The following is a 13,871-nucleotide window of genomic DNA, read 5'->3' as shown; positions in this document are numbered from 1 at the left end:
GGGGCGGCTTTTCCGTATGTTTTGCCGGATTCAATTCGGGCTTTACATCACCATTGTTCTAGTGTACTATCTAACTATAACACTAATACAAAGGAGATGTGAACGTGACCCAATCTCAACCTATACATGGGGATGCCGCCGTGCTTTCGCTAAGAGGCGTGTCCAAAAAAATCGGAAGCAAAAAAATCGTCGATCAGCTGACGTTCGACGTCCACGAGGGCGAAATCGTCGGGCTGCTCGGCCCGAACGGAGCCGGGAAAACGACGACCATCCGGATGATTGCCGGGCTGATCCGGATGACCGAAGGAGACGTGTTCGTCCGCGGCAGCAGCATCCGGCATGAGTGGAAGAAGGCGATCCGCCATATCGGGGCCATTATCGAGAACCCGGAATTTTACCCTTACATGACGGGCTACGACAATCTGAAGCAATATCAGCGGATGAACGAATGGATCAGCAACGAGCGGATCGATGAAGTTGTCCGGCTGGTGGGACTCGAACAGGCGATGAAAAAGAAAGTGAAAGCTTATTCGCTTGGGATGCGCCAACGTCTGGGCATCGCGCAGGCGCTGCTGCACGAGCCGTCGGTCCTCATTCTGGATGAGCCGACGAACGGCCTGGATCCGGCCGGCATCCGCGAAATGCGCGATTACCTGAAAACGATCGCCCGCGAGGAAGGCATTTCGATCCTGGTGTCCAGCCATTTGCTGCTGGAGATGGAACAGCTGTGCAGCCGGGTCGTCGTCATTCAGGACGGGAAGCTCGTGACGGTACGCACCGTGGGCGAAAGCGGCGGATCTGGGCCGGAAGAGAAAAATTTCGTGCGCGTCATGTTCCGGGTCGGGCGTTTCGAGGAAGCGAAGCAAGTGCTGGGAAGCCAGGAGCATGCCGAGATTTTGCAGGTGGCGGAGGACCAAAGCGAACTGCTGGTGGCGCTTCGCTACAAAGATATTCCGGACATGGTTACCGCGCTCGGCGCCGCCGGGGTTCCGATTTACCAGATTACGGAGCTGAAGCAGTCGCTCGAAGACGAATTTTTGAAATGGACGGGAGGAAACCGCATTGCTTAGTTTTAATCGGCTTGTCATCAACGAGTGGCTGAAAATGTCCAAAAAACGCAGCTTTTTTATTCCTTACGCCATCATCGCCGTTGCTCTTGCCGGGCTGGCCTGGGCCTTCAAACGCTGGGGCGGGGATATGATCGGCTCCGCATTCGAATATACGGCCATGATGGCCTCGACGAGCGGATTCGGCCAATTTGCCGCTATGCTGGCCGTCATTTTCACTGCAGGATTGGTGGCAAGCGAGCATAACCTCGGCACGATCAAATTTCTGCTGATCCGCGGCCAAAGCCGCATGAAAGTGCTTGCTTCCAAATATGCAGCGGCGCTGCTCTTTACGCTATCGCTTTTCGTTTGGCTGATAGCGGTCGGATTCGCTTCCGGCGCGGCGTTTTTCGGAATGGAAGCTTCTGCCGGTGCTTGGCGGGATCTATGGATCGCGGGCGGGAGCGCTTTGGTGTACAGCATCGTTTACGTGACGCTGGGTTTCATGATGGGCGTGCTCACCCGTTCTACGGGCGCGGCGATGGGCGTCAGCATGGCGGCGGTCGTGCTCGGCAGCCTGACGATTCCGAAAAGCTTTTACAAATACGTGCTGTTCCCGAACACCGATCTGTCGGTGTACAGCCACGGAGGGCAGCCGCCGATCGAAGGGATGACGCTTCCTTTTTCCATCGCGGTACTGGCGGTATATATGGTCTTGTTTCTTGGCGCCAGCTTTGTTACGTTTAAGAGACGTGATATAGCCTGATGCGGCATAGGAGCTAAGCTGACGGCGAAAGGAGTCTGTCCACTTGAGCATCGAATTCGACAACAATTTGCCGATCTATCTTCAGATCATGAACCACATCAAAAGACAGATCGTATCCGGCCTGCTCCAGCCCGGCGACAAAATTCCGTCGGTAAGGGAGCTGGCGGCGGATTTGCAAATCAACCCCAACACGATTCAGCGGACGTTTCAGGAACTCGAGCGCGAGGAGGTCGTTGAGACGAAACGGGGTCTGGGAAGATATGTGACAAGCGAGGAATCCAAAATTATGGCGATCAAAAAGGAAATGGCCGGAGAACTGCTTCACCAATTCATCCATGGCATGCAGGAGCTGGGGTTCAAAAATCAGGACATCGTGACGATCGTGAAAGAGGCCGTGGCGGCCGAAGGCGGCAAGGACCGGAAGGAGGAGCATCCGGATGGACGCGCTTCTGAAGGTTAACGGCATATCGAAAACTTACGGCAAAAAGCAGGTGCTGGACGGCGTCAGCTTCGACATCGGCCCCGGCAGGCTGGTCGGGCTTCTCGGTTCGAACGGCAGCGGCAAAAGCACGCTGATGCAAATTATTGCGGGGCTGACCCCGGCCGCGGCCGGCGACATCTCGGTAATGGGCAAAACGGCAGGCAGGGAAACGAAAAACCTCATTTCCTACATGCCGGACCGCCCGATGACCGAACGTTGGATGAAGGTGAAGGATGCGATTGCCTTTTACCACGATTTTTACGCCGATTTTGATATAGAAAAGGCCCGCGAGATGCTCGATTTCATGAAACTGGACGAGAAAAGCGGCGTTAGCATCCTATCCAAAGGGATGAACGAACGGCTGCAGCTGACGCTGGCCCTCTCCCGGAACGTCAGCCTGTATTTGCTGGATGAGCCGATCGGCGGTGTCGATCCGGTGGCCCGCGGCAAAATTTTGGACGCGATCGTCCGTTTTTACCGCGAAGACAGCAGCCTGATCATCTCCACCCATTTGGTGCGGGACATGGAACGGATTTTCGATGAAGTGATGTTTTTGCGGGACGGCCGCATCGTGCTGCATGAGGAAGTGGAAAACATCCGCATGAAGCATGGAAGGAGCGTGGACGACATGTTCAAAGAGGTGTTCGGCGAATGATGAAGCTGCTCAAATACGACCTGAGACGGAACGCGAATTTGCTGCTGGCCGTCTGCGCCGTGCTGATTTTATGCGAGCTAGGAATGATCTTGTCTCCCGCGATGCTGGAGGTTAAACTGGGCGTCATCATCGTCGCCAACTTTGCGGCCGCCGTTATTTTCACGATCAACAACCTGAGGGTGTTCGACTACAACATCAAATCGGTGAGCCGCAGGCTATTGCCGGTAAACACCCTCTCTTACGTTTGGGCGTCCCTTGTCTACGCCATCCTGAACACGCTCGCAGTCATGGTGATCGCTGCCGGGGCGGGAATGTATTTTCTGGGCCGCTTCGATACGTCTTTTTGGGGAGATGCGCTTCATCTTCCCGTATACGTGTGGATCGGATTGGCGCTGGAGACCGTGATTACGACCGTTTACGGGTTTTTGTTGTTTTACGTCGTGATTGCGCTGGCCCGCAGCATCACGAAAAAAGGCGCGTTTTGGGTCGGCCTGCTGCTGTTCATGATCCTGTCGGCCGTCATGGACTGGCTGGAAAACCTGCTGTTCGGCCAGGATTCCACGCAGGCGTTCAATCTGGTGACTTTCCATTACGAAAACGGAACCGGCACGATTACGCATGATTCGCTGACCGCCATGGCCGGATGGAACTGGCTGGGATCGTTCGTTTTCGAGCTGCTGCTTAGCATCGCGTTTCTGTTTGTCATCAAGTGGTGCGTGGAAAAGCGCATCGAAGCGAGATAACCCCATATTGTCAGAGCCTGCCGCGGACGTATTCGCGCGGGCTCTATTTTTTCGTAAATACATACCGGCTTTGGAGTTTTTGCGCTCATTCTCCGTGGTTCTGAAAATAGACGTCGATCATGATCAGCGCATCAGCTTGCCCGTTGGAATCGAACATCGTTGAAAACACAACAATGTCCTTGGTTTTTTCATCCGTTACGGAGGGGTATTCGTCGAGGAACTCCCCTTTTTTAAAATCGTAAATATAATTCAGGTTTGCGCCCGTCGGATCGGGGATATCGTTTTCGCCATAGAGGCTTCTGATTTGTTCGAGCCGCATGCCGATTTCGGCGCCGCGGGTCGTTTGGTATTGGCCCAGGGTCTCTTTTTCCATCGTAATCATGGCGACGGAGTCGTTCCTATAGAACACGAGGATGCCGGGGGCGTATTCCCATCGGCCTTTTCCGGCGTCTTTGCCTTTCCCCAGCACTTTTTCGGCATCCGCCCGTTTCATGCCAAAATGGACTTTTTCGCCGCTGGCGGTTTTGACGATGCCCATGTCTTCTTTGGCGAACGGCTTGTCATCTTCTTTTTCGCTGCCGCCGCCGCATCCGCTTAACGCAAGAATCAATAACAGAATCCAACCAAGGCTCCTTTTCAAACCACCCACCACCTGATCTTTTTTCTAAATTTTACTATATTAGGTTCGATTGGCAACTTGTTTTTTGTGATGAGGAACGGGCCCGTTTCAGGGCTGGGGATACGCGCCTTTCGCTTGCCAACCGCATTTGCGACCGGGTACAATAAGATTGACTTAGAGGCGGAATTCACTTTTATATGCACAAATGATGAACATATTCCGGGCGAGCCGTTTGGGAAACGTTGACATGGTACGGGAAGGGGAGGAAAACATGCCGGGCACACAGGAAATGGGGAAAACGCTGCTGAGCATCCGCAGCCACTTGAACGGCCTGACGAAAACCGAGCAGAAGGTCGCGCATTATATTTTGGAAAACGCCCAGGATTTGATTTACGATTCGGTGACGGAACTGGCGGAGAAGGCGGAAGTAGGCGAGACGACGGTGCTGCGTTTTTGCCGGAAAATGAAATTCCAGGGTTTCCAGGACTTCAAGCTGTCTTTGGCGCAGGACTTGGTGAAGCCGACCGATCATATTCATGAGGAAATCGCCGAGGATGACGACCCGCTGACGCTGAGCCAAAAGATTATCGGCACGCATCTGCGCACGCTCGAGCAGACGAGGGAGCTTGTCAGCGAGGAGCAGCTGACCCAAGCGATCGATGCGCTGGCCGAAGCCGCGAACATTCATTTTTTCGGCGTCGGTTCGTCGGGATTGACTGCGGCCCAGGGAGCGCACAGCTTTGCCCGAATCGGCAAAAACAGCATGGCGAGCAGCGACACCCATTTTCAGGCGATGCAGGCTTCCCTGATGAACAAAGGCGACGTAGCCGTAGGCTTGTCCATTTCGGGCAGCACCAAGGACACGATCGACAACCTGAACATCGCCAAAAAGGCGGGTGCCCGCATCATCGCCGTCACAAGCAACGCCCGTTCGCCGATCACGAAAATCGCAGATATCGTGCTGATCGTCGTCGGCAGGGAAAATCCGCTGCAGGGCAGCTCGCTGGCGGCCAAAATGTCGCAGCTTGCGATCATCGACATCCTGAACGTCGCCGTATCGTTAAGAATGAAAGACCAAGCGATCAAATACAGGGAAATTACCGCCAAGGCGACTTCGGACAAGCTGTATTGACTTGCAGGTTTGTCGGAGCTGTTGTCGGCGCCCAGGTTCTCCGGCGTTCGTACAGGCATGAAATAACAAGGCTGTTCCTTCGTAGCTCAAGACTACGGACGGAACAGCCATTTTTGGCTTGGTTCGCCTTTCGAGGCGCGTAAATCATGACGGGAAATCGACTTGCCTAAGGCGCATACGCCGATACGGCTTCCAGCAGCCGCCGGTAAGCCCGGTCAAAAGCGGCGGGGTCCGTGTCGACCTCCGTAAAGCTTTTCATGCAGGAGGCAAGGATGTCTCCGGCAAGCTCCGGGTCATGATCTCCTAGACTTTGCAGCAGCTCGTAATCCTCCACGCCGGCGCGCATGGCTTCCAGCCTCATGCTGAGGAGCGGGCCGTCGGGACCGGGATACACGATGTGGGTATCTCCGGCAGGTACGCGCCGATCGTGGACGTCGGGGGCAAGCAGCGGATTCGCCAGCTCGAACGGATCTTGGTTTTGGAAATAATAATTGAATCCCCAATGCAAATATCCGTCCAGCCCGTACTTCGCGTTGCCCCAATGAAGGTAACGCGTCTTCAAAAGCGGAATGTCGAGGAAGCGGTTCAAATAATCGCCGCCCGGATTCCAGCACGTGTAAAACCACAGCGTATCCCCGCAGCTCCGGTAATGCTCGTAATCTTCCCGGCGGAGCTCGTATTCCTTATTGGTGGGAACCCATACATCCACGGCTCCGGCAACGCCCGTATCGATGACGGCGTCGATGAGCGGCACCCCGGGCAGCCATTTGCGCACGATCCCCGACAGGATGCGATAGTCCGCAGCCGAAGGCGCGATCGGCTCATCCGCCACGTGTTGAACGAGCAGCGAAAGCCACCCCTTCTTTTCAAGCCAATCCCGCCATGCGCTTAGATATTGGGACAGAAAGGCGTATCCTTCCCTTGAGGTGGCTTGGATGCCCGGAACTGCATTCAAAACGAAGGCCGGATCTTCCCAATTCACACGTCCGGCCACATGGCCGCCTTCGATATGGGTAAATCCAAGCTTAAGGAACAGCGTGATCAGCCGTTCCGCTTTCGAGAAGTCAAAGGCATAACGTCCATCGCCAAGGGCTGTGACGTCGATAAAAGAGCCGTTCACCATGAAATGGGTCTGACGGCAGCGCCTCATCGCCAGCCCATATTGTTCGAGTATCGACCAAAATGCTTCGGACCAGGGCTCCAGGCCGTGCCGCTCGGCGATGTTGCTCGTCGAAAACCAATTGGAGATATGGAGCCGTCCGTGTGCAGGAATCAAGGCCTTAAATATCTCGATGTGAACGGGGATGACACAGGTTTGATCATCGACCGTCAGGGTAACGCCCCCGCCGTAAATGCCCGGAGCAGCCTCTTCCGGAATGTGCCAGCATAGGTAGTAGGCTTCGTTTGCGTTCCTTGCGGCACACGGCTTTTCGACCGGAAGCAGCGCATCGTACACGCGGAACGGGGCTTGGCGCGTCACGTAAGGAGGAGCCGGCGTCCCGACGGGCACGGTAGATACGTCGATATCGGTATTTTCGTTCACTTGCACGTCCAGCAGCCGGTAGATCTTAAATCCCGATGCAAGGGCGGTAAGGCCCCGCAGCCCTTTTCCGTTGTCATGAAACGCCCAAGTTATAACCTTATGAACCGGCAAATCGCCCAAGAGAACCTGACAGCCTGCATAAGAGCCACGGGCTCCCGCGATTCGAATCTGAAGCTCATGTTCGGAGGGATGCGTGACGGATTGATCCGGGTACAGCCATTCGTTGGCGCTAAACACCTGGTATTTCAAGCAGATTCACCTCTTTATGCTTGAGTTTGCTTAAGCCGAAAGCCGGATCATTCCTTTTGCTTTTTGGCTTCTTTGATCTTGATTTCGGATTCCTCTTTAAGCTGGCGCAAAAACGACGCAATGTCCATGTCCGACTGGGAAAACTTGAGCATGGAGCCCCCGATGTCGACGTATTGGTCCCAGGTACTGATTTTCGCCGGAGGCAAAGCAGGGGACGTCTCGTAAAAAGCGGCAACGTTTTTTCCTTGGAACACCTCCACGTTTTCGCCGAAGTGGCTGATGACGTCTTTATTATTGAACAACGGCGGTGCATCCCCGATTTTGGCGAGCTCCGTCTGATGCTCGGGGGACAGGTAAGCCGTCAGCACTTTGAAGGCCGCGTCCTTATGCTCGCTGTATTTGTTAATGACAAGCAGGTTGCTTCCCGCCGGCGGAGCGGATTCTTCCCCGTCCCCCCATACCGGCAGCGGGGCCGCCTCCATGTTCGCGGCAACTTCGGGGTCGCCGACGCCCCAACGCAAATATTCGATCCAAGAGACGATCATGCCTACGTTTTTCTTCGGAAATTCATAATCCTTGCGGGCTTCCGGATCTTCGTTCACAATGCCGGGAATGCCGTAAATCTTTTTCATCAGTTCAAAATACTGCGTCACGGCCGGCTCTTTGTCGATCAGCACTTCGCCCGTGTCCGGATCGGTCAAGTTTACCGCAAGCTGGGACAACGGAACGGTGACCTCGCCCGAGGCGAGCCCGGGTCCCATCTCCAATCCGCGGTATTGAACCCCGTCGCGTTCCGCGGTCATCTGCTTCGCAAGCTCGACCACCTCGTCCCAGGTCAAACGTTCCGTGGGATATTCGATGCCGAATTTGTCGAACACTTCTTTGTTGTACCAAATGCCGTACGGACTGTATTGAATGGGGAATCCGAGAATCCGTCCTTGGCCCGTGCGATCCATCGCGCGAATGGAAGCGACGAGCGAAGGGTCCAGCGCCTTCAGGTCAAACTGGTGTTTTTGAATCAGGTCGTCCAGCGGCTCGATCATGTCCAGCTCGTATAAGGCATCGAGCCCCCAGTTCGCAAAAATGATGTCGGGGACGATTTTCTGGGCGTTCAGCTCCTGGAGGGGATCCATCTGAGCCTGGGAATCGACCAGCTCGATCGTCACGTTCGGAAGCAGCTTTTCGATTCCGCGGTACCGCTGCTCGAAGGCATCGGCCCCCCAAGGGTACAAAATTTTAATGGTGACCGGTTCATCGTTTGTTTCTTTGGGCGTTTCCGCAGGGCTTGGCGTTGCTTCGGCGCTGTCTTTTGCGGTTTCCGCGGGCGGAGGAGCGCTGCCGGTTGAGCTTGCCGAGGAGCAGGCGGACAACGCTGCGGAGAAGAGAAGGAAAAAGGCGGCAAGCAACATTTGATAGCGCTTTCTTCGATTCATAAAAGGCAACCCCTTTCTTAATTCAATTCAGTTTGGCGACAACTTCATTATAGGGAGGGGGATGTTAATTTAGTGTTAAAGGTTCGGATGATCTGGTTGCAGGCGCTGCTCCGGGGGTATACCATGATCATAAGCCTAAGGCTTACGGCGCGGGGGATCGGGCAACAGCCGAACGGCGCCGGAATAAACCGTTCCTCCGGTCGACGCCTTTCCGAATCCAACGTATCCAAAGGAGGTGAGCGCGATGCCGGAAATACCGGATCACCTGGACATGGGGTTGTCCATCCTGTTTATCGGCTTTAATCCGAGCCTGCGGTCCGGAGAGACCGGGCATCATTACGCCAATCCTCGCAACAATTTTTACCGGATATTGTACCGGGCGGGATTGACGCCGCGGCTTTACGAGGCCTCGGAGGACCAAGACCTTTTGAAAATGGGCTACGGCTTCACCAATATCGTTGCGAGACCGACGCGGGGAATCGATGACATCGATCGCAGCGAATATGCCGAGGGCAGGGAAATTCTCCGCGCGAAGCTCCGGAAGTATCGCCCGAAGGTGGCTTGCTTTGTCGGCAAAGGCGTCTATGCCGAATACAGCCGGAAAAGCAAAGTCGACTGGGGGTTTCAACCGGACCCGGTCATCCCGGAAATCCACGAGTTCGTGGCTCCGTCGTCCAGCGGTCTTGTACGGATGCCGATGGAGGAGATCGTGGGGATCTACCGCCGATTGGCGGAATATATCGCGGAGCACGGGGAGTAAGGGCGTGGCTTGCTCAAGGTTCAACGGACACGACAGACAGGACATGTAAGACGACAAGGACGCACACGCTTAATTAGCCGCGAACTGCGGCTTTTTTTCGTTTGCCGAACGTGTAATACATAATATTTTTTGTATGTACGTGGCTTTTTGGCTCCCTCTGGTGTCTAATTCATTGTAAATCAAGAGGAGGTTTTCACCATGTCAGGAGCTCATGACACAAAACCTGTTTATCCGGATGAACAGGAGATCATCACAAGCTTTGAAAGAGCGTATGAGCAGCATCGTCAACGAATCCGCCAATATTTTTCGCTGAAATTAAACCCACGGGTTGCGGAAGACATGACTCAACAGGTTTTTTTAAAGGCTGCCGAAAATATTCACAGCTTTAAAGGTACCTCTAGTTTATTCACGTGGATTTTTAAGATCGCTCAGAATACAGTAAAAAACGAATATCGGAAGTTATCCCGGAAAAAAGAATCTCCTTTTGATTTTCAAGATTACGAATCACAGTCGATCTCCCTTGAATTTACGAAATATGTTGATTTTCGGATTGATATCGGAGCGGCGCTAAAAGAATTAGATGAGGTAGACCAAGAAATTATTGCCCTGCGTTTTTTTGTGGACTGTATGTTGTCTGAAATTTCTAAAATCGTTGGGATGCGTGAGAGTGCAGTAAAGAACAGATTGTACAGATCACTGGAAAGACTAAAAAAAGAACTCAAAGAATGGGGAGAAATTACCATTATGTCTATTCAAGATTTGATTTCAATTGTAGATAAGGGTGGCAACGAAGGCTCGAGTCATCGTTTGAAGAAGGTACAACATGACTTGTTCGCCGAACTCAGCAATAATGTAGAACGTATCTCGACAAAATACAATCACCGTCCATCACGAAAAGTCGTTATTGAAATATACCCTGATCTGCCAACGTTTCATCAAGCTGTAGGAGAAGCCGATGCACCCAATTGGTTTATGGGCACATATGAAGGACATATTCTTAAAATCGTATCTCCGTTGAATCCAGGACCCGAACATACGTATCAATCCATCCTGAAAAGCACGGTCCATTTGTTCACCATGTGGCTAATCAATGATATTAATCCAACGGCTCCCAAATGGATCAGGCAGGGGATAGGCGGATTCGAAGCCAAACAGATGACTCAGGACTTTATTAAAGGTTCGACGGAAGATGCGATCCGCAATCTGGCGATTCCATCATTTGATGAATTAAATAACGATACCTGGGATTTCGAAACGATGAAAGGATTCCAGTTCTCCTATATGTTCGTGGAATTTGTATGTGAACAATACGGAATCGATGCATTAAACAAAGTGATTCGTAATCCTCATGATTTTAACGGGATCTTTCAATGTTCTGAGCAGGAACTCCATAAGGAAATGGTTGAGTATATAAAGAAGTAATACTTTTACGACAGTGTTTTTGAACGGGAGAATTCATATATGGCGGCTGGCCGCATACGATTAGGCGAAGGAGCTTGTTGAATAAGGGAGGTTGTCCCAAGATGTCCGTACACGACCATCCGATCCAGATCGCCAGGCGGCATTTGCCGCAAGGCGCCGAACTGGCCAACATCGACGGTCCCGCGCCCCGTCCGGCTGTTCTTGCCGCCGATATTACCGGAGACCGAATTCCCGAAATCACGGCGGTTTACCGTTTGCAAGGCGAACTATTTGTTATGGTGCTTGTTTACCGGGAAGGGCGCTACGAGGCTGCGGCCCGGATGAAGGGACCGGGATACGGCGTCACTTACATGGCTGCCGCGCCGGTCCTGCAGCCTAGCACGAACAATTTAGTCATCGGTTGGCGGATCGGTTCCATTTGGTCGAAGTTGTCCGTTTATGCCTGGTCGGGTGAAGTCCTGACCGATGCCGCCCCGTCCGGCATGAGCTTCAGCTTCGTCCATGTCGAGGATATGCCCGGGACGAACGGACGGGACGGACAGGCCGAAATCGCCCTTTGGATTCATGATACGGGGGACGCATACCGGGTGGATGTGGTTCGGTGGAGCCAGGGCGCGTTTGTTGCCGCGCCGGATGCGTACCGTTACTATTTTCCGACCGTGGTGCGGTATTACGAAGGGCTGACGCGGAAGCATCCGAATTATTCCTTTTACTGGTATTACCTGGCGGACGCCCAGTATCGGGCCGGGATGCCGGAACCTGCGCTGGCTTCGGTGCGCCGGGCCCTTTCCTTTCCGGATCCCTATCCGTCCAAGGAAACGCTCCGCGAACTCGAGCGGAACATCGAGCAGACGCTGCACGGAAGCGGACGCTTTCCGCAGCCTTCCGGGTTGTTTCCCGCATCCCTGAAAACGACGCACGGAACGAAGTGGGGATATATCGATGCTGAAGGTAAATTGGTGATTCCGGCCCGGTTCGACGATGCCCGGGATTTTCAACAGAACGGTCTTGCCATTGCCGCGGCAGGAGGGAAATACGGGGTGATCGATTCGGCGGGGCGTTTTGTCGTTCAACCAAGGTACCAGTGGATCAATCCCTTTTCGGAGGGCCGGGCCGTTGCGAACGACGAACAAGGCTTCAGGCTGATCAATCAAGAGGGCCAGGTGCTTACCCGCAAAGCATATGCGTTTATTGCGGATATGCATGAAGGCCGGGCCGTCTTCAATGTCGCGGCCGGCGGGAATGGAAGCAGCCGGTACGGTTATCTGGATCCGGAGGGACATGAAGCCATCGCTGCGCAATTTGCGGAAGCCGGCGATTTTTCCGGCGGCAAGGCCGTCGTCAAAATCCAAGAAAACGAATACGCCTTGATCGACCGGACCGGCCGCAGGCTGGCGACGTACCCTTATGCTTACGTCGGCCCGATTGGAGAGGGGCTCCTTGCATTCCAAAAGGATGCGGGCGGGAAATACGGGTATATCGACGAGAAGGGCAGCGTCGTGATTCCGGCCGCTTTTACCTCGGCGTTCCCGTTCCATCAAGGCCGTGCCATCGTTAATACCGCCGAGGATTACCAATCCAGATTCGGCGTTATCGACCGGCAGGGGGAATGGGTGATCCGCCCGGAATACGACGATATTCGGGATCTGAACGAAGGGCGGTTTGCGCTCGGCCGTGCCGTCGATCCGCAGCAGCCTTTCATCGGCTCGGTGTATGCCATTGCGGACGATCACGGCCGCAGGCTGACGGAGTTTTCTTACCGAGACGTTTCCAATTTTGAAGGCGGTTTGGCATCCGCGTATGACAGGCGGTTTACGTTTTTGATCGACAGGTCCGGGCAACCCGCCCCGGGGTACCCGCGGGTCAGCGGCAGCGGAACCCTGCAGCTGGAAAGCGAAGGACTGATCAAGGCATTCGTCGACCAGCGGTTGTCCTATATCGACCGCAGCGGGCAGGTCATTTGGCGGCAAAACACCGTCATTCCGCTGCAGCCTCCCTACCTCGTGAAAGAAGAGAAATATAAGCCGAATCCGGATTACATTGTGTATTATCCGGTCGTGGAAGGAATCAAGGACCCGGCAGCTCAGCGGTCGGTGAATGCCAAGTTGAAGGAGCTGTCGCAGGTAAAGCCCGTTCCTGCGGATCAGACGCTGGACTACACCTATACGGGCGACTTTGAGGTTCTGTTTTATAAACAAAACCTGCTGGTGCTGGAGCTTGACGGGTACCGGTATCCCCTTGGCGCGGCACATGGCATGCCGACAAAGGCATTTGCAATGATCGATCTGGCGACGGGGCGGATGTACGGCCTTAAGGACTTGTTTAAACCCGGCAGCGATTACGTAAAGCGGCTGAGCGACATCGTCGGCAGGCAGATTGAGGAAGACCCGCAATATTCTTATGTATTCCCTGGAAGTTATAAAGGAATTTCGCCGGATCAATCCTTTTACGTGACGGAAGACGCCCTGCATCTTGTTTTCGAGCCGTACGAAATCGCCCCGTATGCCGCAGGTTTCCCAACCTTTACGATCCCGTTTGCCCAAATTCGCGATTTGATCGATACGACAGGGGCGTTTTGGAAGGCGTTTCATTGACGGGACGGCGCATGCATGCTGGTGCAAGGCCGTTCCGGGCGGCTTGTGACCGGCAATACGGGGAGGGGAAACGAACCGGCATGCCCATCGTAATAACGCAAAAAAAGCTGTCCGCAAAGGACAGCTTTTTTCGATTTCAGGTGTATCAGTATCCCCAGATCATCGCAAAGAGCGTACCGAAAATCGTGGCAACGCCGACGAATACCGCATAAGCGATGTTGAGGTAGAGCGTCTTTTTCGAGGACGTTTCGCCGATGTGCATGAACAGAACCAGCTGCAGCGAAGCCTGAATCAATGCGCTGATGATCAGAATGACCATGGCGGCCGAAAACGTCAGATCCCAGTAAATCACGCCAAGTGCCACGAGTGAAAGGACCAGCGAAAAGATATATCCCATCACGTGACGTATCGGGAACAATCGTGCCATA

General features: G+C 53.8%; 13 protein-coding genes. 9 read left to right on the top strand and 4 right to left on the bottom strand.

Annotated features, from left to right (window positions below; translation table 11 throughout):
• Positions 1-104: 104 nt before the first annotated feature.
• The 5 genes from AC27KL_RS14130 to AC27KL_RS14110 are packed head-to-tail and all read left to right on the top strand — an operon-like array spanning position 105 to position 3,691.
• Positions 105-1,070, top strand: a complete 966-nt coding sequence (locus AC27KL_RS14130; RefSeq protein ID WP_487170096.1) for an ABC transporter ATP-binding protein — start codon at positions 105-107, stop codon at positions 1,068-1,070.
• Positions 1,063-1,812: an ABC transporter permease gene (locus AC27KL_RS14125; protein ID WP_487170095.1), complete on the top strand. Its 750-nt coding sequence runs from the start codon at positions 1,063-1,065 to the stop codon at positions 1,810-1,812. Before AC27KL_RS14130 ends, AC27KL_RS14125 begins: the two co-directional genes overlap by 8 nt.
• A gap of 43 nt (positions 1,813-1,855) precedes the next feature.
• On the top strand, positions 1,856-2,272 hold the full coding sequence (locus AC27KL_RS14120) for a GntR family transcriptional regulator (RefSeq protein WP_487170094.1): 417 nt from the start codon (positions 1,856-1,858) through the stop codon (positions 2,270-2,272).
• On the top strand, positions 2,250-2,948 hold the full coding sequence (locus AC27KL_RS14115) for an ABC transporter ATP-binding protein (protein ID WP_487170093.1): 699 nt from the start codon (positions 2,250-2,252) through the stop codon (positions 2,946-2,948). The genes AC27KL_RS14120 and AC27KL_RS14115 overlap by 23 nt, the downstream gene beginning before the upstream one ends.
• A complete protein-coding gene (locus tag AC27KL_RS14110; protein ID WP_487170092.1) occupies positions 2,945-3,691 on the top strand; it encodes a hypothetical protein in 747 nt (248 codons plus the stop codon). The genes AC27KL_RS14115 and AC27KL_RS14110 overlap by 4 nt, the downstream gene beginning before the upstream one ends.
• Before the next feature lie 85 nt (positions 3,692-3,776).
• Here AC27KL_RS14110 and AC27KL_RS14105 read toward each other — a convergent pair whose 3' ends face one another.
• On the bottom strand, positions 3,777-4,331 hold the full coding sequence (locus AC27KL_RS14105; protein WP_487170091.1) for a hypothetical protein: 555 nt from the start codon (positions 4,329-4,331) through the stop codon (positions 3,777-3,779).
• A 250-nt stretch (positions 4,332-4,581) separates the two neighbouring features.
• Here AC27KL_RS14105 and AC27KL_RS14100 point away from each other — a divergent pair, with 250 nt between their 5' ends.
• A complete protein-coding gene (locus AC27KL_RS14100; protein WP_339323715.1) occupies positions 4,582-5,442 on the top strand; it encodes a MurR/RpiR family transcriptional regulator in 861 nt (286 codons plus the stop codon).
• Between the two features lie 166 nt (positions 5,443-5,608).
• Here AC27KL_RS14100 and AC27KL_RS14095 read toward each other — a convergent pair whose 3' ends face one another.
• The gene (locus AC27KL_RS14095; protein ID WP_487170090.1) at positions 5,609-7,234 is read right to left on the bottom strand and encodes a DUF4091 domain-containing protein; all 1,626 of its coding nucleotides are present in this window, start codon (positions 7,232-7,234) and stop codon (positions 5,609-5,611) included.
• A 47-nt stretch (positions 7,235-7,281) separates the two neighbouring features.
• Complete coding sequence (locus AC27KL_RS14090; RefSeq protein WP_487170089.1) at positions 7,282-8,667, bottom strand: ABC transporter substrate-binding protein; 1,386 nt, start codon at positions 8,665-8,667, stop codon at positions 7,282-7,284.
• A gap of 244 nt (positions 8,668-8,911) precedes the next feature.
• Between AC27KL_RS14090 and AC27KL_RS14085 the strand changes: the two genes are divergently transcribed.
• The 3 genes from AC27KL_RS14085 (at position 8,912) to AC27KL_RS14075 (ending at position 13,443) form a co-directional block, all read left to right on the top strand.
• Positions 8,912-9,427, top strand: a complete 516-nt coding sequence (locus AC27KL_RS14085; RefSeq protein WP_487170088.1) for a mismatch-specific DNA-glycosylase — start codon at positions 8,912-8,914, stop codon at positions 9,425-9,427.
• Between the two features lie 198 nt (positions 9,428-9,625).
• On the top strand, positions 9,626-10,849 hold the full coding sequence (locus tag AC27KL_RS14080) for an RNA polymerase sigma factor (protein ID WP_487170087.1): 1,224 nt from the start codon (positions 9,626-9,628) through the stop codon (positions 10,847-10,849).
• 101 nt (positions 10,850-10,950) lie between these two features.
• On the top strand, positions 10,951-13,443 hold the full coding sequence (locus AC27KL_RS14075) for a WG repeat-containing protein (protein WP_487170086.1): 2,493 nt from the start codon (positions 10,951-10,953) through the stop codon (positions 13,441-13,443).
• Positions 13,444-13,588: 145 nt separating this feature from the next.
• Here the strand turns inward: AC27KL_RS14075 and qoxD are convergent, their stop codons facing one another.
• A complete protein-coding gene (gene qoxD, locus AC27KL_RS14070; protein WP_212948263.1) occupies positions 13,589-13,870 on the bottom strand; it encodes a cytochrome aa3 quinol oxidase subunit IV in 282 nt (93 codons plus the stop codon).
• Between the last annotated feature and the right edge of the window lies 1 nt (position 13,871).

It is taken from the genome of Paenibacillus sp. YAE3 (assembly GCF_057546105.1).
The sequence above is the reverse complement of the archived record's forward strand: the minus strand, read 5'-3'. Positions and strand labels throughout refer to the sequence as shown.

What these genes read in the sequence shown, in the direction of transcription:
- AC27KL_RS14115 (WP_487170093.1), top strand. Translation starts at nt 2,250, where the DNA reads ATGGACGCGCTTCTGAAGGTTAACGGCATATCGAAAACTTACGGCAAA.
- AC27KL_RS14110 (WP_487170092.1), top strand. Translation starts at nt 2,945, where the DNA reads ATGATGAAGCTGCTCAAATACGACCTGAGACGGAACGCGAATTTGCTG.
- AC27KL_RS14100 (WP_339323715.1), top strand. Translation starts at nt 4,582, where the DNA reads ATGCCGGGCACACAGGAAATGGGGAAAACGCTGCTGAGCATCCGCAGC.
- AC27KL_RS14090 (WP_487170089.1), bottom strand. Translation starts at nt 8,667, where the DNA reads ATGAATCGAAGAAAGCGCTATCAAATGTTGCTTGCCGCCTTTTTCCTT.
- AC27KL_RS14085 (WP_487170088.1), top strand. Translation starts at nt 8,912, where the DNA reads ATGCCGGAAATACCGGATCACCTGGACATGGGGTTGTCCATCCTGTTT.
- AC27KL_RS14080 (WP_487170087.1), top strand. Translation starts at nt 9,626, where the DNA reads ATGTCAGGAGCTCATGACACAAAACCTGTTTATCCGGATGAACAGGAG.
- AC27KL_RS14075 (WP_487170086.1), top strand. Translation starts at nt 10,951, where the DNA reads ATGTCCGTACACGACCATCCGATCCAGATCGCCAGGCGGCATTTGCCG.
- qoxD (WP_212948263.1), bottom strand. Translation starts at nt 13,870, where the DNA reads ATGGCACGATTGTTCCCGATACGTCACGTGATGGGATATATCTTTTCG.